Origin of the sequence: Margalitia sp. FSL K6-0131, from assembly GCF_038008735.1 — a bacterium.
Taxonomy (GTDB): Bacteria; Bacillota; Bacilli; order Bacillales; family Bacillaceae_C; genus Margalitia; species Margalitia shackletonii.
Map to the genome: position 1 here is coordinate 5,527,149 of NZ_JBBOZS010000001.1, position 25,997 is coordinate 5,553,145.

General features: G+C 36.2%; 22 protein-coding genes, 3 tRNA genes and 1 riboswitch. Of the genes, 1 reads left to right on the forward strand and 24 read right to left on the reverse strand.

Annotated elements, in window-relative coordinates:
• Nucleotides 1–164: 164 nt before the first annotated feature.
• The 3 genes from NSQ59_RS26935 to NSQ59_RS26945 form a co-directional block, all read right to left on the reverse strand.
• Nucleotides 165–770, reverse strand: a complete 606-nt coding sequence (locus tag NSQ59_RS26935; protein ID WP_445669225.1) for a UbiX family flavin prenyltransferase — start codon at nt 768–770, stop codon at nt 165–167.
• A gap of 78 nt (nt 771–848) precedes the next feature.
• Nucleotides 849–1,541 carry a UbiD family decarboxylase gene (locus NSQ59_RS26940; protein ID WP_340833106.1) on the reverse strand — a complete coding sequence of 231 codons (693 nt, stop codon included), beginning with the start codon at nt 1,539–1,541 and terminating at the stop codon, nt 849–851.
• Complete coding sequence (locus tag NSQ59_RS26945) at nt 1,538–2,323, reverse strand: UbiD family decarboxylase (RefSeq protein WP_340833107.1); 786 nt, start codon at nt 2,321–2,323, stop codon at nt 1,538–1,540. The genes NSQ59_RS26940 and NSQ59_RS26945 overlap by 4 nt, the downstream gene beginning before the upstream one ends.
• A gap of 215 nt (nt 2,324–2,538) precedes the next feature.
• Between NSQ59_RS26945 and NSQ59_RS26950 the strand changes: the two genes are divergently transcribed.
• The gene (locus NSQ59_RS26950; protein ID WP_340833206.1) at nt 2,539–3,354 is read left to right on the forward strand and encodes a LysR family transcriptional regulator; all 816 of its coding nucleotides are present in this window, start codon (nt 2,539–2,541) and stop codon (nt 3,352–3,354) included.
• A 150-nt stretch (nt 3,355–3,504) separates the two neighbouring features.
• Here the strand turns inward: NSQ59_RS26950 and NSQ59_RS26955 are convergent, their stop codons facing one another.
• The 21 genes from NSQ59_RS26955 to ychF form a co-directional block, all read right to left on the reverse strand.
• Nucleotides 3,505–4,869: an amino acid permease gene (locus tag NSQ59_RS26955; RefSeq protein ID WP_340833108.1), complete on the reverse strand. Its 1,365-nt coding sequence runs from the start codon at nt 4,867–4,869 to the stop codon at nt 3,505–3,507.
• A 134-nt stretch (nt 4,870–5,003) separates the two neighbouring features.
• Nucleotides 5,004–5,084, reverse strand: a riboswitch (glycine riboswitch).
• Nucleotides 5,085–5,359: 275 nt separating this feature from the next.
• Entirely contained in the window at nt 5,360–5,839 is a 480-nt protein-coding gene (gene rlmH, locus NSQ59_RS26960; RefSeq protein WP_055741605.1) for a 23S rRNA (pseudouridine(1915)-N(3))-methyltransferase RlmH, read from the reverse strand.
• Between the two features lie 307 nt (nt 5,840–6,146).
• A complete protein-coding gene (locus NSQ59_RS26965) occupies nt 6,147–7,400 on the reverse strand; it encodes a S1C family serine protease (protein WP_055741606.1) in 1,254 nt (417 codons plus the stop codon).
• A gap of 297 nt (nt 7,401–7,697) precedes the next feature.
• The gene (locus NSQ59_RS26970; RefSeq protein WP_055741607.1) at nt 7,698–8,492 is read right to left on the reverse strand and encodes an MBL fold metallo-hydrolase; all 795 of its coding nucleotides are present in this window, start codon (nt 8,490–8,492) and stop codon (nt 7,698–7,700) included.
• 16 nt (nt 8,493–8,508) lie between these two features.
• A complete protein-coding gene (locus NSQ59_RS26975) occupies nt 8,509–9,399 on the reverse strand; it encodes a two-component system regulatory protein YycI (protein ID WP_055741608.1) in 891 nt (296 codons plus the stop codon).
• A complete protein-coding gene (locus NSQ59_RS26980; protein WP_055741609.1) occupies nt 9,386–10,699 on the reverse strand; it encodes a YycH family regulatory protein in 1,314 nt (437 codons plus the stop codon). The genes NSQ59_RS26975 and NSQ59_RS26980 overlap by 14 nt, the downstream gene beginning before the upstream one ends.
• Nucleotides 10,696–12,510 (reverse strand): cell wall metabolism sensor histidine kinase WalK, encoded by a 1,815-nt coding sequence (walK, locus tag NSQ59_RS26985; RefSeq protein WP_055741610.1) that lies wholly within the window; start codon nt 12,508–12,510, stop codon nt 10,696–10,698. Before walK ends, NSQ59_RS26980 begins: the two co-directional genes overlap by 4 nt.
• A 4-nt stretch (nt 12,511–12,514) precedes the next feature.
• Nucleotides 12,515–13,222, reverse strand: a complete 708-nt coding sequence (gene yycF / locus NSQ59_RS26990; RefSeq protein WP_340833109.1) for a response regulator YycF — start codon at nt 13,220–13,222, stop codon at nt 12,515–12,517.
• Between the two features lie 470 nt (nt 13,223–13,692).
• Nucleotides 13,693–15,150 (reverse strand): LysM peptidoglycan-binding domain-containing M23 family metallopeptidase, encoded by a 1,458-nt coding sequence (locus NSQ59_RS26995; RefSeq protein ID WP_340833110.1) that lies wholly within the window; start codon nt 15,148–15,150, stop codon nt 13,693–13,695.
• A gap of 362 nt (nt 15,151–15,512) precedes the next feature.
• Nucleotides 15,513–15,585 (reverse strand) — tRNA-Phe (locus NSQ59_RS27000).
• A gap of 102 nt (nt 15,586–15,687) precedes the next feature.
• Nucleotides 15,688–15,764, reverse strand: a tRNA-Asp gene (locus NSQ59_RS27005).
• A gap of 37 nt (nt 15,765–15,801) precedes the next feature.
• Nucleotides 15,802–15,877, reverse strand: a tRNA-Lys gene (locus NSQ59_RS27010).
• A gap of 429 nt (nt 15,878–16,306) precedes the next feature.
• Complete coding sequence (locus NSQ59_RS27015) at nt 16,307–17,593, reverse strand: adenylosuccinate synthase (RefSeq protein WP_055741613.1); 1,287 nt, start codon at nt 17,591–17,593, stop codon at nt 16,307–16,309.
• Nucleotides 17,594–17,776: 183 nt separating this feature from the next.
• The gene (dnaB, locus tag NSQ59_RS27020) at nt 17,777–19,141 is read right to left on the reverse strand and encodes a replicative DNA helicase (protein WP_055741614.1); all 1,365 of its coding nucleotides are present in this window, start codon (nt 19,139–19,141) and stop codon (nt 17,777–17,779) included.
• 358 nt (nt 19,142–19,499) lie between these two features.
• Complete coding sequence (rplI, locus tag NSQ59_RS27025; protein WP_055741615.1) at nt 19,500–19,949, reverse strand: 50S ribosomal protein L9; 450 nt, start codon at nt 19,947–19,949, stop codon at nt 19,500–19,502.
• On the reverse strand, nt 19,946–21,919 hold the full coding sequence (locus NSQ59_RS27030; protein ID WP_055741616.1) for a DHH family phosphoesterase: 1,974 nt from the start codon (nt 21,917–21,919) through the stop codon (nt 19,946–19,948). The genes rplI and NSQ59_RS27030 overlap by 4 nt, the downstream gene beginning before the upstream one ends.
• A gap of 22 nt (nt 21,920–21,941) precedes the next feature.
• Nucleotides 21,942–22,880, reverse strand: a complete 939-nt coding sequence (locus NSQ59_RS27035; protein WP_055741617.1) for a YybS family protein — start codon at nt 22,878–22,880, stop codon at nt 21,942–21,944.
• Nucleotides 22,881–23,275: 395 nt separating this feature from the next.
• Nucleotides 23,276–23,515, reverse strand: coding sequence for a 30S ribosomal protein S18 (gene rpsR, locus NSQ59_RS27040; RefSeq protein ID WP_055741618.1), 240 nt, complete (start codon nt 23,513–23,515; stop codon nt 23,276–23,278).
• 34 nt (nt 23,516–23,549) lie between these two features.
• A complete protein-coding gene (gene ssb, locus NSQ59_RS27045) occupies nt 23,550–24,047 on the reverse strand; it encodes a single-stranded DNA-binding protein (RefSeq protein ID WP_055741619.1) in 498 nt (165 codons plus the stop codon).
• Between the two features lie 73 nt (nt 24,048–24,120).
• Nucleotides 24,121–24,408, reverse strand: coding sequence for a 30S ribosomal protein S6 (gene rpsF, locus NSQ59_RS27050; RefSeq protein ID WP_055741620.1), 288 nt, complete (start codon nt 24,406–24,408; stop codon nt 24,121–24,123).
• 339 nt (nt 24,409–24,747) lie between these two features.
• The gene (gene ychF, locus NSQ59_RS27055) at nt 24,748–25,848 is read right to left on the reverse strand and encodes a redox-regulated ATPase YchF (protein ID WP_055741621.1); all 1,101 of its coding nucleotides are present in this window, start codon (nt 25,846–25,848) and stop codon (nt 24,748–24,750) included.
• Nucleotides 25,849–25,997 lie beyond the last annotated feature (149 nt).

A 25,997-nucleotide genomic window follows, 5' to 3' on the forward strand; every position in this document is an offset into this window, starting at 1 on the left:
CATCTCAAAAAAAATGACCGGGGAACACTTTTCCGGTCATTTTGATTTTATTTACTTAACACAATCTTTCAGAGTAACCATTTCATCCACTACACGCTTTACCACTATTGTGGTACTGTCCTCAGTTAAGAAGCAATTCTTGAACAATAGACTTATTTACTTCTTTAATCAAAAAGTGTTTCCTTGATCATTGCTATTCTCTTTTTTGATAAAACCATTCCAACGTTTTTCTTCCGCTTCGGCAGATGTATGTTGAACTGATCCAGTGTTCGAAATACAATATGGTTAATTATGTCATCTAGCGATTCAGGGTGGTTATAAAATGCTGGCATTGGAGGGAGTATAACGGTTCCCATACGAGATAAAGCTAACATATTCTCAAGATGAATATCATTGAGCGGTGTTTCCCGTGTCACCAATACCAACTTTTTGCGTTCTTTTAAAATGACATCTGCTGCGCGAGTAATTAAATTATCACCAAGACCTACACGAATGGAAGCTAATGTTTTCATTGTGCAAGGGGCAATGATCATACCATCAACTTGAAATGAACCACTGGAAATCTTGGCCGCTAAATCTTTATTTGAGTACGAGTAATCTGCCAGCTGTGAAACTTCTTTGGCGGTATAAGGAGTTTCATCCTGGATGGTTACAGCAGCCCATGAAGACATAATGAGATGTGTTTCAATACTCGTATCCTTGAGAAACTGTAAAAGACGAACACCAAACATGGCTCCTGTTGCACCGGTTATTCCTAAAATTAACTTCATCCTTATAAATCCCTTCTTCCACTTACTAAAAAAATTCTAATTCCTATGAAGGTATAAATGCTTTTCTATGAAACGGAATTAATACCCGTACTTTTCCCAGTTTTCAATGATGTGATTACGTAATTCTTCGGGGTAACCCCTAAACGATGCCTCAAGAGGGCTCTTATCAGCCCATTTTTTTAAAGGCAATAAACAGTTATAAACGATCTTTGTTGTTTGCCCTCCTCTTTTTTCCTTTGCATCTAGGTAAGCAACAAGAGGTAAGACATTTTGATCCTTCATAGCTTTTCTTTTATCTGGATGATGGCGAGTAGCTAAAGCCCACACTACTTGATTAATGTCACTTGGATCAATGTCGTCATCTACAACAATTACTTTAGGGACGTAAGAACCACCTCTAGTAGCAAAAACGGTTTTACCAATTTCATGAGCCAATTCTTCATTATCATCTCTTTGTTGACGACGATCTACAGTGACTACAAGCCAATGCACAGCTGATTCTAATGGAATAAAGCATTCCTTAATAGGTAATCCTTTTTTTCGCAGCTCATTTTGAATGCTTGCTGCATTAGCCACTCCCCAATTGGTGTGATTTTCTTCAGGTGGAATACCTGCTGCACATACTGGCATGATTGGATTATTTCGATGTGTCATGGCGGTTACGTGAAAGCGTGGTACTGGTTTTTCATGTCCAACCCATGTATAACCAGCATATTCACCCATTGGACCTTCAGGAATCATCTCTTCTAAGGAGGCGGTTCCTTCAATCACAATCTCACTTGACTTGTAGCAGGTACCTCTAAATCACTTGTCTCGCATTTGACAACATCAATTGGTTCACCATACCATCCTCCTATCATTTCACCTTCATTCACATTATCAGGAAGCGGATATCCTGCTATCATCGCAATACCAGGATCTACACCTAGACACAGGGCAAACGGCATCTCCTTACCGATTGCTTTCCATTCTTTATATATTTTCCCAAGATGCTGTGATGCGATAACAACACCAGCCATTGTACGGGGGGGTCCCTCGAGCATAACACGTGAAATGGACCAGTTCACCCAAGAGCCATCAGGTGTACGGACGATAAGAATACCGTAAGTATTAATATAACGTCCTCCATCTCCAACATGAATATATGGTGTAGGCAATTTAGTAAGGTCAATCTCATCATCAAACAATTTATTTTCCTTACACTCACCATCTGTAACTAAGCGGGGTGAAATGGGAGTAACATCGGGAAGATGAGACCATGCTTCAACTAACTCAGGGGCAGGAGTATTTATTGGTAATCCCAGGGAGAGAGCTACTCGTATAAATGGATGTTCCTTATTGGGGCTCATTCCTACTGGTGCTCCTAACACTTCAAAGCCGAGTGTACTATCTTTAATACTTTTGAAAAGTGGTGCTGGAGCAGGTAATTCATAAGCGCGACGAATGATAGCACTCATTTCTAAATTCCAATCTACTTCTTGATTAATAGCAACTACCTCGTTGTATTCCTTTAAAATTTGCACATACTCCCGAAAACTTTTAATTGGCTTCATAAATATTTCCCTCCTTAAATAATTTTCGCTCATTATCTTCACCTATTTATTTTATTGCTAGGTTTGAATGTATGTAAAATATATATAATAATAGGTAAATATATATAAAATATATAATTGAAAAAGGTGCTAAAATAATGGACTTAAAAAAGCTTGTCTATTTCGTTACAATTGCTGAAGAAGGACAAATCACTCGTGCTGCGAAGCGCTAACATATTGCTCAACCTCCTCTAAGTATGCAGTTGAAATCTTTAGAGGAAGAATTGGGTGTCATATTAATTAAACGCGATAAAGGGGGATTTGCATTTGAATTAACACCTGCTGGACTGACTTTTTATAAAAGAGCTAAAGAGGTTTTAAATTCTATTAATGAAATGGTAACAGAGGTAAAGGAGGAGCAAGCAGGTATTAGAGGAAAATTATCTATTGGGACTGTTATGTCTTGTGTACCTTACCTTCCTCCGGTTTTAAAAGTTTTCCAAGAAAAGTATCCTGACGTTTCTTTTCAACTTTTTGAGGAAGATTCCCAAAGAGTAGAGGATCTTCTGCAAAGTAAAGAAATTGAACTAGGGATTATAAGATTACCTTTACAGTCCCAAAATGTTAATAACATTTCCATCTATCCGTTGCAATCCGACCCACTTGTAGCCATCCAACCAGCTAATTGGAATATCTTTAAGGGAAAAACCATTTCAATTGAAGAATTAGAGAAATATCCTCTTTTGGTACTGCATGGGCAAGGCGATTATAGTGTTTTTCATAAGTTTGTTGAGACATGTAACATCCACGAATTTAATCCAAAGATTATTTGCGAAAGCCCAGATGTAACAACACTAATGAAATTAGCGGATTCAGGGATAGGAATCGCCATTGTTCCTAAAATAGCGGTGCAATTAGGACTGAAAGAATCATTATCATATGCGGAAATCATACCTAAAATTAAATCCGATACTGCACTTATATGGATAGAAAATCAATTCTTGTCCAAAACTGCACAAAACTTTAAGGAGACTTTCATTAATTTATTTTAGGTGACTCGTTTTAGTTTTAGAAGTAAGCACCTCTCCACCAAATTAGAGGTGCTGCTACTTTTATCTCAAAAACCTGATTTACTTATGGTACGGTTCTGCATCCCGTAAGCATTAATATATAAGGGCTCAGATATAATTTAATGGTTGATTCTATGCTGATAATGTAATATTTTTTTCTTCTTTCTTCCTATATGAATACCAAATAAATAATAGTATAAACCATAGAGGTGTTAACAAAAGGGCAGACCGTGTAGCTTCAGCAAACAGCATAATAATAAGAATGATGGCAAACAAGATTAGGACAACGTAGTTAATAAATGGTGTTAATGGCGCTTTAAAATTTGATTTTGCCTGTAATTCTGAACGTTTTTTCTTATATCTTAAATGACAAACTAGAATGACGCCCCAAACCCAAATAAAACAAATAGCACTAATGGTTGTCACGATTCCAAAAGCTTGTTCCGGAATAAGTTTGGTCAAAATAGCTCCCACCGATAGAACATGCGTAGAGATCCATAACGCGTTACCTGGGACATGATTTTTATTTAGTTTTGCAAAATTAGATGGCCCCTGGTTATGATTGCTTAAACTATATAGGATACGGCTTGTTGAAAACATTCCGCTATTACAAGCAGAAGCTGCTGAAGTCAATACGACAAAATTAATGATTCCTGCTGCAATCGGTACCCCGACTAAACTAAACGTTTTAACAAAAGGACTTTCTGCTGCATTTAATTCCGTCCATGGGTTAATACATAAAAGGACAATAAGCGCGCCAACGTAGAAAAATAGAATCCTTAAAGGAATTTTATTTATAGCCGATGGAATATTTTTTTCTGGATTGGATGTTTCCGCTGCCGATACACCTACTAATTCCACACCGACAAATGCAAATACAACCATTTGGAACGAAAGTAAGAAACCCGTGATTCCGTTTGGAAAAAGTCCCCCATGTTCCCAAATATTTTTAAACGTAACCATGCCTTGAGTTGTCTTGAATCCCATCACCAGTAATATAATCCCAATGACAATTAATACAAGAATCGTGATTACCTTTATTAAAGCAAACCAAAACTCCAATTCTCCAAAAATCTTTACAGTTAGTAGATTGAGTCCCAGTAAAATCATCAAACTGACGAGCGCTGGTATCCATTGCGGAATATGGAACCAATATTGTACATAAACACCTACTGCTATCACATCACCCATAGCAGTCATAATCCAACAAAACCAATAGGTCCATCCGGTTACAAACGCAAACCGAGGTCCAAGATAGTCTTCAGCAATGTCTGTAATCGATTGATATCCCGCTTTAGACAACAGGAGTTCTCCAAGCGCCCTCATAACAAAAAAAACGGCGATTCCTACGATTAAATAAGCAAGGATGATAGAAGGGCCTGCCAATTGTATGGCTTTACCGGATCCTAAGAATAATCCCGTACCAATGGTGCCGCCAATTGCGATTAGTTGAACATGACGATTTGATAAACCCCTCTTTAATTCTTGTTGTGCCAATCCTGACTCCCCCTAATTAAATATTTTAGTTAAACCAATAAAAAAAGAGATTGGAGGATATCCAATCTCTTTTCCAAAAGAATAATAAATAATATTTGTTATGCTAAATATAATCAGCACAAAAAATAAATATTCAGTACTCTTCTGTCCTTTTGCCTGAGATTGTGAACCCTTCGGCGCCGCAAAATTCTTGCGATCTCTCCAGAAGCTGCTCCTGCTATAGTGTGATCCATAGCAATCATAGCCTGCTAATGATTAAATTCTATTAATTATTGCTAAATAATTTTTAATTTTAGTAGTAGTTCATTACTTTGTCAACCACATACTTAAAAATCCATTTAAACTCTTATTCAGAGAAAATTTTACAATGACCCAATAAAAAACTACCTTTATCTGCGATATATTTATATAACTAAGCTAACTGGACTTCACCTATTAAACTACTTTTATTAATAAAATGATGAAATTCCCCCGTTTTCTAAAACCTCATTTACTTATGATACGGTTCCCCCCGAATAATCCGAAACGCCCGATACACCTGCTCCACCAACACCAATCTCATCAGCTGATGCGGAAACGTCATCTTCGAAAAGGATAAACTTTCATTCGCTCGCTGCATAACTTCCGAGCTTAATCCAAGCGAGCCACCAATCACAAATGCAATTTTACTTTTCCCATATGTCGCGAGCTTGTCTAATCCATCTGCAAGTTCTTCTGAAGTTTTCATTTTACCCTCAATTGCCAGAGCGATCACATGTGTATCCTGGCTGATTTTCGCTAGGATTCGTTCTCCTTCTTTTTGTTTGACTTGTTCCATTTCGGTTTCGCTTAGAATTTCCGGTGCTTTTTCGTCTGGCACTTCGATGATTTCTACTTTTGCATAGGCGGTTAATCTTTTTAAATATTCGTCTATTCCTTGTTTTAAGTATTTTTCTTTTAGTTTTCCAACTGCGATAATTGAGATATTCACAATTCATCCCCACTTTACAAACAGATTACAAACAAGATATCCACAGAACTTATCCACATATCCACATTATCTATCCACATTTTGTATAGGAATATTTGTTCTCCACAATATATATTATTCTATTCACACTTGTGGATAAGTGCTTAAGACCCAATCAACGGTCATATTTGCATAATAATTTTCCTGCTTTTTACCTAAAAATTTGATTGTATTCCATATTATCCACATTCCATCATACCATAGTTTTTTATCCACAAAAAAAATACAGGGGTCATTTATCCCCTGCATTTTTTTTATTCACATGTGATTACATTCTTGACTCATTAGACAATTTTACAGTAACTTCTTTTAAGTTACCATTACGATAGAATGTAACCTTCATTGTATCACCAGGTTTTTTCTTATCGTATAAATACTTTCTTAATTCAAGGACATCGCTAACTTTATGTCCATCTAATTTTATAATTACATCAAGTTCTTTTAAACCTGCATTTTCAGCTGGTGATTTAGGGTCAACAGATTCAATCATAACACCGTCTGTAACATCCTTTGGTAAGTGTAATGTTTCTTGTTGGTGATATGCCGGTATGTCACTAACATTCTGTAAAGTTACACCCATAGATGGTCTTGTAATCTTTCCGAACTTCTCAAGCTTTGTAATAATTGGTTCTACATAATTAATTGGGATAGAAAATCCAATTCCCTCAACGGCTTCTTGAGCAATTTTCATGGAATTTATACCAACTACTTGACCGTCAATATTAATGAGTGCTCCACCACTATTACCAGGATTGATAGCAGCATCGGTTTGAATTACTTCCGCTTGCCAATCCTCTACACCGTCGTTATTAATGTCCACTGGTACAGTACGATTGATACCAGAAACAATACCCTGTGTTACAGATCCAGCAAACTGTTCGCCTAGTGGGTTACCAATTGCAATAACGGGTTCACCCAGCTTCAATTTACTAGAATCTCCAAATTGTGCGATCGTTGATACTTTCGAACCGTCCACTTCCACTACTGCTAAGTCTGTCCATATATCACTGCCTAATAATTTTGCTGGAAGTTTTGTGCCGTTCGATAAAGTTACTTCTAGCTGATCTGCACCTTCTACCACGTGGTTATTGGTTACTATATAGGCTTTTCCGTTAGCTTTCTTATAAATAACTCCTGAACCTGACCCTGTTTCTTGTTCAGTTGATCGACCTTTTCCTTGGCTGCCGCTTATGCCATCCTGTGACCAAAAGCCTTGAGATTGTATGTTTGCAATCCCCACAACTGCTTTTTCTGCTTTACTTACTGCATTCGTAACATCTGTTGTTACATTAAGAGAAACATTTTTCCCTTGCACATTATTTTTATTAGGAATAGCAGTAGCTGTTTCTTGTTTATCTTGTGTTGTGTTTTTGGATAAAATACCACCAATATTCGGGACAACTAGCAATACGATAAGAGCACCAATGATTACACCAACTAAACTTGATAGTAGATACCCACCTTTTCCTTTTTCTTTTCGATAACGGCTTTGTCCTTGATCATCTTGATCATAATAACCCATAGCAATCATTCCTTTCTCAAAAGGTAAGCTCATATTATTTTGCCTATATATGCTATTATTATAATCAGCATTTATTAAAAATTAATTAAAACCTCATAAGAATTACCATTTTTAATTTTTTTTAATATTTAATACATAATAAGCTAAGCTCTTGACAGGTGTGCGTATTTATTGTTCTACGGAAGGTTATTTCTCATCGTTGTAACCATTTTTATTAAAAAAAGTGGAGCAAAAAAAACGATGTTTTCCTGTCTCCACTTTTATTCCCGAAACTACTATTCTTGTAAACCTATTTTTCTAAACTGCTGTTAATGGGGTGGGAATCTTCGGATCTGTATCATAAAGATCAAAAGATTCTCCAACTATCAAGCCTCTTGATTGTAATGTTTGCGTGACACTCATTCGAGCTAAGTCTTTTAAATTATTGTCCAGACTTAAGTGAGCTAAATAGATTCTCTTTGTCTGATCTCCTATCACATCGCTCATCGCAACTGCTGCATCCTCATTGGAAACATGGCCGACATCACTTAATATACGTCGTTTTATATTCCAAGGATATCGACCCATCCTAAGCATTTGCACGTCGTGATTACTCTCAAATATATATACATTTGCATTCGAAATAATGCCCTTCATGCGGTCGCTTACATATCCTGTATCTGTAATTAAAACAATCTTCTTATTATCTTGATGGAAAACGTAAAACATTGGTTCCGCAGCATCATGGGAAACACCAAATGATTCAATGCTTAACCCGCCAAACGACTTAACGGTTTCCATATCAAAGGTAAACTTTTGCTCTGTAGGAATTTCGCCAATTAATCCTTCCATTGCAGACCAGGTTTTCTGATTTGCATAGACAGGCAAATCATATTTTCTTGCTAAAACCCCTACCCCTTTAATATGGTCGCTATGCTCATGTGTAACAAGTATTCCGTTTAAATTTTCTATTTTGCGATCAATTTTTTGAAACAAGGCTTCCATTTGACGCCCGCTAAAACCAGCATCTACTAAAAATGAATGTTCATCTGTTTCAACATATATCGCATTTCCTGTGCTTCCACTTGCAAGCACACTAAAATGCAAGGACATTACGTTCACTCCTGTATTAATAATCTCCTGGTTCTTTTTGTTTTTCTTTTAAGTCCAATTTATCCTGTATTGGTGAATCATTTTTTGAATTTGAATTTGGATCATTTATACTACTACTATTATTCATATTGAAGACTTCACCCTCAAATGCATTTACGAAAAAATCCTCGGTTTTGCCGTCATGAACAACAGTAAAATGCCAAGTTGGCACTAATAATTGCAAGTCAGAGGATTGGATCCTTGTATAGTAGCCTAAATCTGGTGTCTTTATATGACTTTTGCGTTTTAGCATCCCTTTATTATGAAGGGTATCAATCGCCTTAATTGGTGCCAGAACATCCCCCTCTTTTAATTCGCTATCTTCACCAAATTTCAGTAATGTTTGATCATACGAAACGATTTCATTTTTATCATTCAAATAAAAGATAATTTGACCATTAATATTTTGATATATTTTTTTACCTTTATATGTTTGGCTATATATAATTTGTTTCATATCTTTATCATATTTCCAAAAGGTATACTGGTCTCCATAGAGAATATTTTTCTTGACCACCTGTTCCATCGAATCCTGATTTATTTGTCCTGAAACTACAATAGGTTTGTTAAAATACGAAGTAATACCTGTCCCATCCTTCGTAATTAAGGCGGATTGGTTTTTCCCAATACTCTTTATATCTTTATTTGTAAATATTTTAGATTTTCCCTTCACATACTGACTGGTAGTGTTATCACTTGGGAGTTGATCGTACGTTATTTCATCCGCTTTTAACCTTTCTTCATCAGAAGTGTTTTGAATGACATCTATTTGGCCCTTGGAATATTTATTGAAAAGCTGTGTTGCCAAAAATAAGTCCAGGATCAGGAATACAATAATAAACATGGTTTTTGTCTTACTCCATTCCATTTTGACCCCTCCCTATTTCTAACGCTGGGGACCAAGTACCTTCATATAAGCAATACCATTTTGGTTCAAAAGAAAAAGCTTCTGAAGTATCCGGATCCATTTGCATGGTATAACCGATTTCGAGATCCTGAATACTATTCTTTTGAATATGTGGGTTTGCTAATAGGTCTTTTAAGACCTGCTTTCCAGATGGAAGGGTCTTTTTAGAATAGTTCCATTGCGTTTCTAAAGCTACATATGGACGTCGATATTCGTAAATCTCATCATTTTCTCCCCAAATTTGCTGAATTTCCGCCATATCATTTGAGTTAAAAACAGGATATCCATCCATAAATAATCGAAAAATAACCTGGTGACTATTATTATCTAAATTAAAAAATCGATATTCACCTGTCCAGCCACCATGTTCATTCACAAAATTTATACTTTGATTTAATAAAGTTCTTGGATCAGATTTATAACTTAGATTCTCCGCAGGGTTGACAAACGATAACATATTATTCTTTAAATCAATTTTCATCAAGCTGGTACTGCTGAAGTATTCAATTTTATCTTTTGATTCACTTTTTTGTATAGAATTAGGATCATTAAATAATATCTTTTTAAAGCTTTCCAATTCATCTTTATCCTTAATTGTATATTCATATTGCGAAATAGAGGTAGTAGACTTTGGCAAAAATGTGTAGTGATTGTTCCCTAGCTCAACAAACTCATATGGGGAATATACACTTTTTTGTTTTTGCTTCGTTCTATTTAAAAAGGCTTGAATTTCATTATTACTTACAGATGAACTTGCCATTTTACGGTTCTCTGTATCGATAAAATAAATATTTTTTTCTTTCTGCGCCCCTTTTTCAAAATCAATTACAATTTTGTCAAAGTATATATTTGATGTTTGTTTTTTATTGATTTGCAGAATTCCTTTATAGACTTCAAATGGGACTCTGCTAGGAAAATCAATCTCCATATGATTATTTTCTTGAATAAAATAACGAAGTTCGTTATCCGTTAATGTTTTTTGGGTTCCTATATCAAAGAAATGCCATTCTTGCATTTCGTTGATTACACGGTCTATTTCCGTCACTTCCACTGTTCCCAAATGGGTATGATTTTGATGGAGCACAATTTTATTAGGCTTTATCAAATCTGGAATTTTCTTAGCAGCTGAAATTGGCGTATTAGTTACATCCTGATTGAGTTCATGGTAGCTAGGTTTGTATGTCCAAACAGACCATGTTAAATAAATACTGCCCGCGACTAATAGTGTTAGAATAATGGTTTTTATTGTTTCAAACTTCATGACCAATCATCCTCTAGTGAACGGTCGAATGGAAGGGATATACTAATAGTCGTCCCTTTTCCTTCAACACTTTTTGCAGAAATGGTACCACCATGCGCTTCCACCATTTCCTTGGCAATAGCAAGTCCTAAACCTGTTCCACCCATTTGACGGGTACGTGCCTTGTCAACACGATAGAATCGTTCAAATATCTTCTTCAATTTATCCTTCGGTATACCTAGCCCTTGATCAGAAATACTTACTTCTATCGAATCTTCTTGTGCTTTTACCCTAAAGGTAATTTGACCGCCCTCCGGTGAATACTTAATCGCATTTGAAATGATATTATCCAGGATTTGAGTCATTTTATCTTCATCAACTTCAACAAACAGTGCTTCATTAGGAAGTTTACGTTTAAAAGAAATATATTCCGGCTTTGTCATTTCAAAACGATCAATAATATGATGGAAGAATTCGATAAAGTTTATCCAATCTTTATTTAACGGATCATCCGCTCTATCCATTTTGGATAGCTTAAATAAGTCATTTACCATACGAATCATTCGCTCAGTTTCATTTTGAGTAACACTTAAAAACCGTGGTGCTATTTCTTTGTCCTGCCATGCACCATCCGCTAAAGCTTCCAGGTAGCTTCTCATTGTTGTCAATGGGGTCCGTAATTCATGAGAGACATTTGCTACAAATTCCCGCCGCTCCATTTCAATCTTTTCTTGCTCTGTAATATCATGCAGAACAATAATAAGGCCGCTAACAAAACCAGTTTCACCTTGAATAACAGAGATATTTCCTCTTAAAATATACGGTTCCTCGTCCGTGCTAAAATCGAGAATAATCGATTCCTTTTCATTTAATAAGTCATTAAAGGAATGATCTCTTTCAATTCCTAAAGCTGTTACAATGTTTTGTGAGAGAATTGTTTCACGTGAAACATCGATCATTTCTGTAGCTGCATCATTAATCAGGATAACCCTTCCCCTACGGTCCGTTGCAATAACTCCATCCGTCATATTGGATAAAACAGAAGTTAATTTCCTTCGTTCCCCTTCTGTCGTTGCTTGGGCTTCTTGTAGTTTTTTGGTCATATGGTTGAACGAATAAGCCAACTGTCCAATTTCATCATTCCCATATACTTTAACCTTTCGGGAGAAGTTTCCTTTTGCCATCGCCAATGCTTGCCTTCTCATGTCTGCAATTGGCCTTGTTATAGTCTGAGCCAAAACAATCCCAAGTATAGCTGTCAGTACCATCGCAATAGCGGTACCAGTTGTAAAGATATTATTAATTTCATCTAACTGATTGTATACCGATTCAATTTTTGTCACTAAATATAGATAACCATAAATCTTTCCATTATTTTTAAGCGGAGACGCAAGCACATATATTCTTTTATGTGTGGAAGGGTCAAAATAAACCTTATCCTGTAGTTCCTCTGTATTAATGGATAGTTTCACCAAGTCATTGGTCATTTTTTGCCCAACTAATCCTTGGTTATCCGAATCCGAAGTACCTAAAATGACACTGCGATTATTAACCAATCTTACCTCAGCAATATCACTGCTGTTATATCCAGATAAAACCTTTTTTATCTTTAATGGGGTTTCTTGATCTTCCTTATCCATTAATACTTCTAAAAGACTGTACTGCATCGTTTTGGTACGAAGCTCAATTGAATCTTTAAAGTTTTTTACAAGCTTGTCCTCGAGTTTATTTACGAAGTAAACACCGATAATTTCCATCGCAAATAAGATTAATAATAGATAAATCAATACAAACTTTACATGAATAGACTGCAAAAAGCTTACTTTTTTCATTACATTACTCCTGTTCAGGATTGCGCAAGTAGTAACCTACTCCCCTTCTTGTTACGATCCACGCTGGATGGCTCGGATTATCCTCCACTTTTTCGCGAAGACGTCGCACCGTTACATCCACTGTTCTGACATCGCCATAATAGTCATAGCCCCAAACTGTTTGAAGCAAATGTTCACGTGTCATTACTTGACCAATATGCTTAGCTAAATAATATAGAAGTTCAAATTCACGGTGGGTCAATTCGATGGTTTCACCGCGTTTAGTTACGACATATGCATCTGGATGAATAACAAGGGACCCAATAGTGATTTCACTATTTTCTTCCTCGTCCTCTGAAGAAGCAACTGCTTGATGACGGCGTAGATTTGCCTTAACACGAGCAATTAATTCTCTAGTACTAAAGGGCTTTGTTACATAGTCATCTGCACCTAATTCCAATCCTAAAACCTTATCAATTTCAGAATCCTTCGCCGTTAACATAATAATCGGCATTTCATATTTCTTTCTAACCTCTCTACATACTTCCATACCATCGCGTTTAGGAAGCATGATATCCAGGATAAGAAGATCTGGCTGAACCTCTTCTACCATCCTTAATGCTTCTTCTCCGTCATATGCACAATAAATTGTGTATCCTTCCTTTTGAAGATTAAATTGCAATATATCTGCAATCGGCTTTTCATCGTCAACCACTAATATCGTCTTTTCCATTTTCGTACTCTCCTCAAGATAAAATAATAAACGCAATCTATATATCCAACTCGCTGGAAGAAATCCTTATCCATGAAATTCCTTCCCGAAAAAATCTTTAATTCAAAATTTATCTGCCTAACAATATTCTTTCTATATTTTTGCTACAATTCCTCTATTTTAATGTATCATGTTATCATCTTTTATTCATCTATTTCGCTATAAATGCTTTTTCCAGTTAACCCATCACTTGGATGAAGTGTAAAAAGAATTGTGTAGAGGGCACTTTCTATCGTAGAATCAGGACCATATAAAAAGAATAGGCACATTGTAACATGTATAGCGCACATTATATAAAATACGGAAAGTGTATAACCAAGTTGAGGGTCATTTCTAAAATTAATAGGCGACTTTAAAATTCACCAGAGGATTTTTGCTAAAAAAACGAGTAATAAAAATACCCCTAGATAACCTAGAGGTATCAATACATTTTACCTTAAATAATCAAGGGGATTTTTTAAGCTTCCATTTTTATGAACTTCAAAGTGAAGATGAATCCCAGTAGAATCCCCAGTGGCACCCATAACCCCAATATTGGCTCCCTTTGAAACTGTTTGTCCAACCGAGACATTAATCGAGCTTAGATGGCCATATATAGTAACATACCCGTTACGATGATCAATCTCTATCATATTTCCATAACCGCCATTATCCCATCCTGCAGACACGACTACTCCGTTATCTGCAGCTTTAATAGTACGGTCACTCGGCCTGGCAATATCAATTCCTTTATGGAGCTGACCCCAACGGTACCCCATTGTACTGGAAATGTATCCCCCATTGGTTGGCCAAGCAAAAGTGCCAGATCCTCGGGAAGGAACTACTTTTGTTCCTTTTATTACAATATTTGTTACGGGTTTTTGAATGACATCTTCCTTCTTAACATCTTTCTTAGTAACATTTCCATTTTCTTCGGTTACAACATAAGTAATGGCACTTTTTCCGTTATGCCCTTTTTGTTTAACCTTTGTATCGCCCTTAAACATTGATTTATCTTGGATTACTTCCTTTTTATATGGAACTTTTTCCACCTTGTAGGATTCTCTTTGTACGATGACATGGACTAAAGGATTATATGCTGTCACTTTTAATTTCTGGCCAATTTTTAATGAATCCTCTTTAATGCCGGGATTCATCTTTAATAACTGCTTTTGTTTTAAATGATGATCTTCCGCAATCTGCCCTAATACATCACCATCTTTAACCGTATATTTTTTTTCCATTAGAGTACCTTTTAATAAGTAATCCACTGCTTGATCTCCGGTTAAAATTTCATTCGGATCGACTTCTTCATTTTGAATTGAAACTTTTTCACCAAGAGAAACGTCTAAAATACGTGATTGGTTCTTTTTCAATGGTGGTAACGGCTGTTGTGATTTGATTGCAGCAAGATCTTTTCTCGATACATAGTGCAGCTTTAAATTCTCGATTACATTGTTAGCATCCTGTTCATTTTGAACATACACAATCGGCTTATCATTTATAAAGATACCAGCAGCTTCCGCTTTTACAGTAAGTATATCTAATGCCTTTTGTACAGCATCATTATTATCAGTTACAGGACGAAAGACTTGTTCTGGAATGTATGTAATATCATTACTGATATCTATTTGGTCATTTCCATATTGATTTTGAGCATTATGTATTTTCTCATCTGCTAATTTTTCAATGATTTCTTTATCTGAAACCGTACCAATGTATAGTTGATTTATATAGACATGATAAACAGTTTTAATTTCTGTTTCCGCATTCGTAGGAATATTCGTGAAGGATAGAGTTAAAATAAATAGTGATGCTATCGCTGCTATCTTAAATAGATTCTTGGCTTTTGCTTTATTTAGTTTTGGAAAATTGGAAGTAAATCTTAGATTTCTCCTTTTCCAATCCATTGGTAACCCTCCTATATATGATACCTTTCCATCTTTTATACTAGGTAAAAATATTCAAATATTTTTGCACTTTTATAAGATATCATAAAATCATATATTTATAGGGTATTTTTCTCACAATGTAACATAATTGTATAAATAGTTACAAAATAAACCTAACTTTTTTGACAATAAAAATATAACTTTGGATTATTTTGTCGAAAAAAGGAGATATATCAAGGGATGAACGGGAGGATTTCATATGGTATACAGAGGATTTATTATAGTAAAATATTACTAACAATATTACAAAATGATTACAAGCAGAAAAGAAATAAAAAAGCACCGCGAGAGTCTTTGTCATCGCAGTGCTTTTTGGTAGATGGCTCGGGACGGAATCGAACCGCCGACACAAGGATTTTCAGTCCTTTGCTCTACCGACTGAGCTACCGAGCCGTAATAATATTAAGTTCCTAAATATAGTTTGAGGTCACTTTCGGAAAGCTCTTACAAGTAGCAGATTCCATTACAAACTATTCAGAATTTATGTAGTATAAATGGCGGTCCGGACGGGACTCGAACCCGCGACCTCCTGCGTGACAGGCAGGCATTCTAACCAGCTGAACTACCGGACCATAGTTTTCAAGTTTACTTGAAAATAAATATTTTAAATGGTGAGCCATGAAGGACTCGAACCTTCGACCCTCTGATTAAAAGTCAGATGCTCTACCGACTGAGCTAATGGCTCGTAATTTAGATTGTAGAAAAGATTTCATGTTGCTTTCTTCCTGAGTGCATCTACGACGTCCCAACCTCAGAAAGATTATTCAAGTAGCAGCTCGATTGGTACGCTGATGAAAGCCGTACTTGTTCTTCATTCTATTACAAGATTGCGGTCGCTTCGTCCAGCTTTCAGTAAGCTTATTCAAGTTGTGGCTCAAGCTGTACGCTGGATGTTTCGCTTCGAAGATTATTCATCGTGCTCTACCGACTGAGCTAATGGCTCGTATTACTTTGTTTTCATTTATCGCAACAACATGTTCTATATTACCATATAGATTTCATTTATGGCAACACATTTCGACAAAATTTTTTCAAAAAAATTTCAGAGCTGATTTCACTTGGAAATCAGCTCTTTATTTATCCAGTAATGCAATAATCAACTTGTGGATTTCTATTATCTCCACACACTATAAATTACATTTGTCTGGGAACGATCAGGACCTACAGAGAAAATGGATAATGGGATACCTGTTAGTTGAGAAACACGCTCTAAGTAATGACGTGCATTTGCAGGAAGCTCATCTAATGTTTTGCAGCCAGTGATATCCTCTGTCCAACCTGGAAGTTCTTCATATACTGGTTCACATTGCTCTAAGACTTTTAGGCTTGCTGGAAATTCTTCTAAAACTTCTCCATTATATTTATAAGCGACACAGATTTTCACCGTCTCAAGACCTGTTAAAACATCTATAGAGTTCAATGAAAGATCAGTGAGGCCGCTCACTCTTCTAGCATGTCTTACAACAACGCTATCAAACCAGCCTACACGGCGTGGACGTCCCGTTGTTGTTCCATATTCACGTCCTACCTCACGGATTTGATTACCTATCTCATCCTTTAATTCCGTTGGAAAAGGTCCGTCTCCCACACGAGAAGTATAAGCTTTTGCTACACCAACAACATGTGTTATTTTAGTTGGCCCAACACCTGAGCCGATTGTAACACCGCCCGCAATTGGGTTGGAAGAAGTAACAAAAGGATATGTCCCTTGATCAATATCAAGCATTACACCTTGTGCACCTTCAAATAGCACTCTTTTCGCATCATCCAATGCATCATTTAAAACTACAGATGTATCACAAACATACTGCTTAAATTGTTGGCCATATTCATAATACTCATCTAATATATCTTCTAATTTAAATCCTTCTGTTTCATAAATTCGTTCAAGTAAACGGTTTTTTTCCTCTAGATTACGTGCAAGCTTTTCTTCAAATACTTCACGATCTAATAAATCAGCAATACGGATACCAACTCTTGCAGCTTTATCCATGTAAGCAGGTCCAATACCCTTTTTCGTTGTGCCGATTTTATTTGCACCTTTACGTTCTTCATCAACCTCATCCAGTTTCAAATGATAAGGAAGAATGACATGTGCACGATTACTAATACGAAGGTTATCTGTCGCAATGCCTCTATCATGTAGGTACTTTAATTCTTCTACAAGTGCTTTTGGATCGACAACCATTCCATTTCCAATCACACTTATTTTTTCTTTATAAAAAATTCCAGATGGAATTAGATGAAGCTTATAGGTTTCGCCATCGAAACGAATAGTATGTCCAGCATTATTACCACCTTGATAACGGGCAATAACCTCTGCATTCTCAGAAAGGAAATCGGTAATTTTTCCTTTTCCTTCATCTCCCCATTGACTACCTACTACAACTACTGAAGACATTCTTGAACACCTCCGAAAATTTAATTATTCACGGTCTTCATGTAACAACATACCTATTTTATCAATTACAATAAAAAAGTCAACCAAAACACGAACAATAATAGATTAATATTCTAAATTTATTCGTATATTTGTTGGAATTAGCCTATAAAAAAAGGAAACTGGCAATATACCAATTTCCTCTTATGCACCAGCAGGAATTCCTGCATCATCAAATCTTCTTTCTAAATTAACAAATTTATTATATTCCTTCACAAACGCTAAAGAAACTGTTCCAACCGGGCCGTTACGTTGCTTCGCAATAATAATTTCTATGATATTTTTATTCTCCGATTCTTTATCATAGTAATCATCACGATATAGGAAGGCAACGATATCCGCATCCTGCTCGATACTTCCCGATTCACGAATATCAGACATCATTGGACGTTTATCTTGACGCTGTTCTACACCACGAGATAACTGTGACAATGCAATAACAGGTACTTCTAATTCACGTGCCAAAGCTTTTAAAGAACGGGATATTTCGGAAACCTCTTGTTGCCGGTTTTCATTTGATCTTCCGCTTCCTTGAATTAATTGCAAATAATCAATCAAAATCATTCCCAGACCATGTTCTTGCTTCAATCTGCGGCATTTAGAACGTATTTCATTTATTCGGATCCCCGGAGTATCATCGATAAAAATACCTGAGTTTGATAAACTTCCCATTGCCATGGTTAGTTTCCGCCAATCCTCATCTGTTAAGGAACCAGTTCTTAAATTTTGGGCATTTATATTTCCTTCTGCACAAAGCATACGCATCACGAGCTGCTCTGCACCCATCTCGAGACTAAAAATCGCTACATTTTCTCCAGCCTTTGTTCCTACATTTTGAGCAATATTTAAAGCAAAGGCTGTTTTCCCCACAGATGGACGGGCTGCCACAATGATCAAATCATTTCGCTGAAAACCAGCAGTCATGCTATCAAGCTCTGTAAACCCAGTTGGAATACCGGTAATATCGCCCTTTCGATTATGAAGAAGCTCAATATTATCATAAGTACGGACAAGAACATCTTTAATATTATGGAATGCTCCGGCATTTTTGCGGTTAGCAACCTCCATAATGCTTCTTTCGGCTTCACTGAGCAATTCATCTACTTCATCTTCTCTAGTATAGCCATCTGTAGCAATGGTTGTTGCTGTCCTAATTAATCTTCTTAGTAGTGATTTTTCCCCTACGATTCTAGCATAATACTCAATATTTGCAGCCGTAGGAACAGAACCTGCTAATTCACTTAAATAACTGATACCCCCGACATCCTCCAGTTGTTTGGACGCGGCTAATTCTTCCGCAACCGTTACTAAGTCAACTGCTTTCCCCGCATCATTAAGCTTTAAGAAAATGTTGAAAATTATTTGATGGGCATTTCGATAAAAGTCCTCTGGAATTAAAATTTCCGAAGCTGTAATAAGTGAAGATGGTTCAAGAAATACAGCACCTAAAACTGCTTGTTCCGCTTCAATATTCTGAGGCGGCATACGATCCGCAAATAAATCACTCATATATCCTAACCCCCTAATCATCTACGGAATAATAAAAGCGCAAGCGCCTTGCCCATCGGCGTACGGATTTCGTAGTCACTCCCCTCGAGATAAAGGAAACCGCGCTGAGGTAGTTCACCAGCTGATGTTGACTTATCTTAGGGAGGAGACGTAGAAATCCGTACGCCGATAGGCGCTGGAGCTAGACAGAATCTATATTTGTTAGATAATTTTATAATAAAAAAGCCCTGCACACACTAAACAAAAAAATGTGATCAAATAACAAGACCACATTTATAAAAATCACATGTTGAATGGTTCTTCCATTCATACGACTATTCTATTTTATCATGAACTGATATTTTTGTAGCTGGCAATTTTAACTTTCTTCTGTAACATGCACATTTAATGTAGCTGTTACATCGGAATGCAATTTTACAGGTACTTTTGTGTATCCCAACGCACGAATGGCATCATTTAATTCCATTTTACGCTTATCAATTTGTATTTTATGCGTTTTCTTAAGCTCTTCTGAAATTTGCTTACTTGTGATGGAACCGAATAATCTTCCGCCATTACCGGATTTTGCTTTAAGTTCAACTGTAATTTTTTCTAAAACCTCTTTTAGTTTTTTGGCTTCTTCTAATTCTTCTTTTGCCAGTTGTTGTTCTTTCTTCTTTTGTGCTTCCAATCCCTTTAAATTAGCATTTGTAGCTTCAACAGCTAGTCCTTGCTTTATCAGGAAATTGTGAGCATAGCCATCTGCTACATTTTTTGTTTCACCTTTTTTTCCTTTGCCTTTTACATCTTTTAAAAAGATTACTTTCATGATTTGGTGCTCCCTTCTATATATTCATCAATTGCCGTCTTTAACATTTGCTCGGCTTCTTCAATTGTCACATCTTTTAATTGGGTAGCAGCATTGGATAAATGGCCGCCACCCCCTAATGCTTCCATTATAACTTGAACATTCACATTTCCCAAGGAACGTGCACTGATTCCTATTTCATTTTCTGCTCTCTTTGTAATCACAAACGAGGCAGTTACTCCGTCCATCGTTAATAATGTATCCGCAGCTTGTGCAGTAACAACGGGATCCGTTTTTTGTTCATTGTCACCTTTTGCTATCGCAATACCTTTTGAATAAAATTTTACCGTTTCAATAAGCTTTGCTCTTTTTACATACGTATTAATATCTTCCTTCAAAAACTTTTGAACTAAGACAGTATCCGCACCTAAAGCTCTTAAATAGGATGCTGCATCAAAGGTTCTCGAACCGGTTCTTAATGTAAAGCTTTTCGTATCTACAATAATTCCCGCAAGAAGTGCAGTCGCTTCCAACATATTTACCTTTTCATTTTTAGGCTGATACTCAAGCAGTTCCGTTACTAATTCTGAGGTGGAAGAAGCATATGGCTCCATATAAACCAGCAAAGGATTTTTTATAAAATCTTCCCCTCTGCGATGGTGGTCGATCACCACAATATTTTCAATCTTTTTGATTAATTTTTCTTCAATGACAAAAGATGGCTTATGCGTATCGACGATTACTAATAATGATTCCTCTGTGGCCATTTCTAAAGCCTCTTCAGGAGATATAAAACGAGTAAGCGTATCTGGATGCTGTTTTACTTCTTCAATTAACCGTTTGACCCCTGTGTCAATTTCAGATTCATTAATAACAATATATGCTTCCTTTTGGTTCATCTGGGCCACTTTACGTATTCCAATTGCTGCCCCAACCGCATCCATGTCCGGATACTTATGACCCATTACAATAACTTTATCACTTTCCAGCATTAATTCCCTTAGTGCATGCGAAATGACGCGTGCCCTCACCCTTGTTCGCTTTTCTACAGGGTTTGTTTTACCGCCATAAAATTTTACTTTGCCATTTAGTTGCTTCATCGCTACCTGATCCCCACCACGCCCCAGAGCAATATCTAAGCTCGACTGGGCAAGTGCGCCTAGATCAGGTAATATGGAAATTCCGGAACCAATCCCAATACTTAATGTTAGTGGGACATTTTGTTTTGCTGTTGTTTCCCGAACCTCATCTAAAATGGAGAATTTATCCTTTTCTAACTCCCGTAATATTTTTTCATTAAAAATAGCGATAAACCGTTCAGAGGAAATCCTTTTTAAAAAGATGCCATACACGGTTGCCCATTTATTAAGAATCGAGGTGACTAAACTATTTAGACTGCTGCGAGTTTGATCATCCATGCCTTGTGTCAGTTCATCATAGTTATCTAAAAAGATTATGGATATAACAGAACGTTCATCCAAATAGTGTTTCTCAATTTCCATTTGCTCTGTAACATCAAAGAAGTATAAGAGCTTTTCTTCTAATTTTAGAATCACCTGATACTTGCGATCATTAATGGTAACCGTCTCAGAATCCATTTCCTGTTTAATCAAAGGAACCAATGTTTCTGCCACATCATAAAGTGACCTACCTACAAGCGTATCCTCATTAAAGCAGGAAGCCATGAATTGATTTGTCCATTCAATAAAATAATCATCATTTATCAGCATAATCCCTATCGGCATTTCCATTAAAGCCTCTTCCCCGACTCGCTTAACCCGGTAGGAGAGAGTGGAAATATATTCTTCAATATCCTCATGGGATTTTTGTTCAAATAGAAAAGCAAAATAAAATAAAATTCCTAATAAAATAATTGCAATTACAGAAATCCACCAATAGAAAATCGCTACAACACCTAAAAGGGCTAATGATATCGCGATTAAGCCATATAACGGATATCGAACCATTCGCTTACTAAAATATGAAGGCATGTAATCAGCTCCTTTAAGTGAATCATAATCCTTTTAGTTTACTTCTTATGTCCATACCTAAATCGATTATACCTAATATCAGGATAACAAACATAGCTGGCGGAAAAAAGAACGAAAAGATTACAATCAAGGTATATATACCTTTTGACCATTTTTGCAGATGCCCGAAATAAAATACCAAAGAAAAACCTTGAATCAACATAAAAATTTGAAAAATAACTGCTAAATTCATCAATGCTGTTGCTACATAACTACCCGTTTTAGGGTGAATAACTAAAGATAAAAGCATGGTAATTAAATAATACCACAACACACTTTTTGGTAGTTGTATTTTATGAAAGGGCTCCCATTTAGGTACATTTACACGAAATCGTTTGGCAATAGGGAAGTTAATAATAATAAATAGCCATACCATCATAAATGAGATGATAACTAGCATAGCAGGAAATAAAGTTGTTAATAAAGATATTGCATTTTGTATATTTTCTAATGTTTGGTCAGTTTGTCCTTGACCAATAGCCTTTAATATATCGGCAGATCGATGAAATGACTCCTGAAGCTGTTCAGATATTTGTTGCAAATAGTTAATATTGAAAAGTTTTACCGACACAATATAGCCTAGGATATTAAATAATAAAAAGGTTAAGCTCGAAGCAATATAAATAATAAATTTCGATTTATTCATCTGTACAAGGTATCCCATAACGATTCCAGTCGCTCCAAAGATAATTGCTTTAGGAATCGATAATACCGTACCCATTAGCGCAGAAATCAAGATACTGGCAATAAAAAAGACAATGGAATATTTTAAAGGATGTTTTGCACTATATAGAAGAAATGGAAGGACAAGAAACATTGTAGCTATTATGAATAAAACAGGAATATACAAATAAATTAAAAACAGGACCGTATATACTGCAAGGAGCAGAGCCCCTTCCGTTATTACTCTGACATTTTTCACTTTTTCCCTACTTACCCCTTTCAAATTACCTATAAACCGACAAGCTTGGCTATATTTTACCATAAGATAGTGGATTAATAAAAAGCTCAAGTTTTATTCAAAACATTATCTACTTTTCTTTTTATTCTTACCGAAAAAAGCAAAAAAATGTTGTAATGCATTTCAAATTTTGCAAATTCTCCAGACACTATCAAATAGTTATAGTGAAAATAAAAAGTACCCGGCTCATCGCCAGGTAACTATATAAAAGGGGGTAAAAAAGAAAGGCTATGCTGTTTGCCTACTGCTATACATTGTCCTTACATCCTTAATATAACAAGCAAACCTTAAAATTAAATTAAAAAACAATAAAAAACACAACAAGTTTTAAAGCTTGTTGTGTTTATATTTAAAAATTATTCACCTGAAACATATGGTAGTAATGCCATTGTACGAGCACGTTTAATAGCAATCGTTAATTTACGTTGGTATTTAGCGCTTGTACCAGTTACACGACGAGGAAGAATTTTTCCACGTTCAGAGATGAATTTTTTTAGTAAATCTACATCTTTATAATCGATGTGTGTAATTCCATTTGCTGTGAAATAGCACACTTTACGGCGTTTACGTCCGCCTCTGCGTCCACCTGCTGCCATTTTATTTCCCTCCTTTTATCTAAGAAAGTTCATATTAGAATGGAAGATCATCATCAGAGATGTCAATCGGTTGACCATCATTGGAGAATGGATCTTCATCCACGCGAGTATAGCCTTGGTTACGCTGTTGATTCTGATTACCAAATGAGTTGCCTTGATTTCTTTGGCCACCGCCATAAAAATCATTGTTGCCACCACGTTCAGGCGATGCATTTCTAGGCTCTAAGAATTGAACACTTTCTGCCACTACCTCTGTGACATACACACGTTTGCCATCTTGTCCTTCATAATTACGTGTTTGCAAACGACCATCAACGCCAGCTAGACTACCTTTTTTAAGAAAGTTAGCTACATTTTCCGCTGGTTTTCGCCAAACTACACAATTAATAAAATCTGCTTCCCTTTCACCTTGCTGATTCGTAAAAGTGCGATTTACAGCAAGTGTAAATGTGGCAACTGGTACTCCACTTGGAGTGTATCGTAAATCAGGGTCTTTAGTTAATCGACCCACTAAAACTACGCGGTTCATCATCAGAATCAACCCCTTCCCTTTAGCTCCTGTTTCACGTGAAACAAAAGTCTTTTATATAAAATTTCAACTAAAATTATTCTTCTTCTTTAACAACGATGTGGCGGATAATATCTCCGCTAATCTTAGCAAGACGGTCAAATTCTTGAACCGCTTCTGGGTTTGAGTTTACTTTCACTAGACGGTAGAAACCATCACGGAAGTCCTCAATTTCGTATGCAAGACGGCGCTTGCCCCAGTCTTTAGATTCGATGATTTCCGCACCTTGAGTTGTCAATACGTTATCAAAACGCTCAACTAAAGCCTTTTTTGCTTCATCCTCAATATTTGGACGGATAATGTACATAATTTCGTACTTTTTCATCTTTCTGTCACCTCCTTATGGACTATGCGGCCCTTTTTAAAAGGGCAAGGAGCAATGTATTTATACGTTCATTACTCACAAGTACAAATTATAGCATAACAATGACCTAAATGCAATGATTGTTCCGCTCTCACTCTTGGATAAGAATTATTATCTTTGTACATGTCTTTATTTTATAACAAACACATGTTCTTGTAAATATTATTTATTGAATTTTCCCAATATTTATTTACAACTTATGTATTTTGATAATAACTTGGTTTCGAGGATTCCAGTCCCCTAATGAACTGCTTTATGCGAAAACTATAAAAAGGCAGTGCAATTGCACTGCCCATTCCATTAAACATTAAACCTAAAATGCATAACATCTCCGTCTTGTACGAAGTACTCTTTTCCTTCGAGGCGAACTTTCCCGGCTTCTTTAGCAGCTGTCATAGACCCTGCCGCCATTAAATCATCATAAGAAACAGTTTCTGCTCGAATAAATCCTTTTTCAAAATCGGAATGAATTATTCCGGCACATTGTGGTGCTTTCATCCCTTTTCTGAATGTCCAAGCACGGACTTCCTGAACCCCTGCCGTAAAATAAGTAGCTAGTCCAAGTAAGCTGTAAGCCGCTTTAATTAACTGATCCAGACCTGATTCCTCAATGCCTAGTTCCGCTAAAAACATAGCTTTTTCATCATCCTCAAGCTCAGCGATTTCCTCTTCGATTTTTGCACAAATAACGATTACTTCAGCATTTTCCTCTTTAGCAAATTCTTTTACCCTTTGAACATATTCATTATTTGTCGGATCCGCAACTTCATCTTCCCCAACGTTCGCAACATATAATACAGGTTTACTTGTTAAAAGATGCAATCCTTTTACAAGTTTCAATTGCTCTTCCGTAAATTCTACCGAACGTGCTGGTTTATCAGCCTCAAATGCTTCTTTCAATTTCACTAAAATTTCATATTCTGCTACTGCATCTTTGTCTTTTTGTTTTGCTAACTTCTCTACCCTGCCGATTCTTTTTTCCACAGATTCAAGATCAGCAAGAATTAATTCAAGATTAATCGTTGTAATATCATCAATTGGGTCAACTTTTCCTGACACGTGAGTAATATTTCCATCAGCAAAACAACGTACTACATGACAAATAGCATCTACTTGGCGAATATGGGAAAGGAATTTGTTTCCTAACCCTTCCCCTTTGCTTGCTCCCTTTACAATTCCTGCAATATCTGTAAATTCAAATGCAGTTGGGACCGTCTTTTTCGGTTGAACAAGCTCTGTTAATTTATTTAAACGTTCATCTGGAACCTCAACAATTCCAACATTAGGATCAATCGTACAAAATGGATAGTTTGCAGATTCTGCCCCAGCTTTTGTAATTGCATTAAATAATGTAGACTTTCCAACATTCGGTAACCCTACAATACCCGCTGTAAGCGCCATACTTGGTCACTCCCCTAAAATCTATTTATTAGTTCATACATTCCTCTAGTCTCTTCGAAAAATAAACCTTTCACAATTATATGGATAATAGAAGAAAAGCGCAAGCGCCTTGTCCATCAACGTATGGATTTCGTAGTCTTTGACACAAG

Coding starts and splice junctions, on each gene's coding strand:
- NSQ59_RS26970 (WP_055741607.1), bottom strand. CDS start 8,492: ATGTCCTTGCATTTTAGTGTGCTTGCAAGTGGAAGCACAGGAAATGCG.
- yycF (WP_340833109.1), bottom strand. CDS start 13,222: ATGGAAAAGACGATATTAGTGGTTGACGATGAAAAGCCGATTGCAGAT.
- NSQ59_RS26995 (WP_340833110.1), bottom strand. CDS start 15,150: ATGGATTGGAAAAGGAGAAATCTAAGATTTACTTCCAATTTTCCAAAA.
- NSQ59_RS27015 (WP_055741613.1), bottom strand. CDS start 17,593: ATGTCTTCAGTAGTTGTAGTAGGTAGTCAATGGGGAGATGAAGGAAAA.
- NSQ59_RS26980 (WP_055741609.1), bottom strand. CDS start 10,699: ATGAAGTTTGAAACAATAAAAACCATTATTCTAACACTATTAGTCGCG.
- NSQ59_RS26965 (WP_055741606.1), bottom strand. CDS start 7,400: ATGGGTTATTATGATCAAGATGATCAAGGACAAAGCCGTTATCGAAAA.
- rpsR (WP_055741618.1), bottom strand. CDS start 23,515: ATGGCAGCAGGTGGACGCAGAGGCGGACGTAAACGCCGTAAAGTGTGC.
- NSQ59_RS26975 (WP_055741608.1), bottom strand. CDS start 9,399: ATGGAATGGAGTAAGACAAAAACCATGTTTATTATTGTATTCCTGATC.
- NSQ59_RS27030 (WP_055741616.1), bottom strand. CDS start 21,919: ATGCCTTCATATTTTAGTAAGCGAATGGTTCGATATCCGTTATATGGC.
- NSQ59_RS26935 (WP_445669225.1), bottom strand. CDS start 770: ATGAAGTTAATTTTAGGAATAACCGGTGCAACAGGAGCCATGTTTGGT.
- rpsF (WP_055741620.1), bottom strand. CDS start 24,408: ATGAAAAAGTACGAAATTATGTACATTATCCGTCCAAATATTGAGGAT.
- ychF (WP_055741621.1), bottom strand. CDS start 25,848: ATGGCGCTTACAGCGGGTATTGTAGGGTTACCGAATGTTGGAAAGTCT.
- walK (WP_055741610.1), bottom strand. CDS start 12,510: ATGAAAAAAGTAAGCTTTTTGCAGTCTATTCATGTAAAGTTTGTATTG.
- rplI (WP_055741615.1), bottom strand. CDS start 19,949: ATGAAAGTAATCTTTTTAAAAGATGTAAAAGGCAAAGGAAAAAAAGGT.
- dnaB (WP_055741614.1), bottom strand. CDS start 19,141: ATGAGTGATTTATTTGCGGATCGTATGCCGCCTCAGAATATTGAAGCG.
- NSQ59_RS26945 (WP_340833107.1), bottom strand. CDS start 2,323: ATGAAGCCAATTAAAAGTTTTCGGGAGTATGTGCAAATTTTAAAGGAA.
- ssb (WP_055741619.1), bottom strand. CDS start 24,047: ATGATGAACCGCGTAGTTTTAGTGGGTCGATTAACTAAAGACCCTGAT.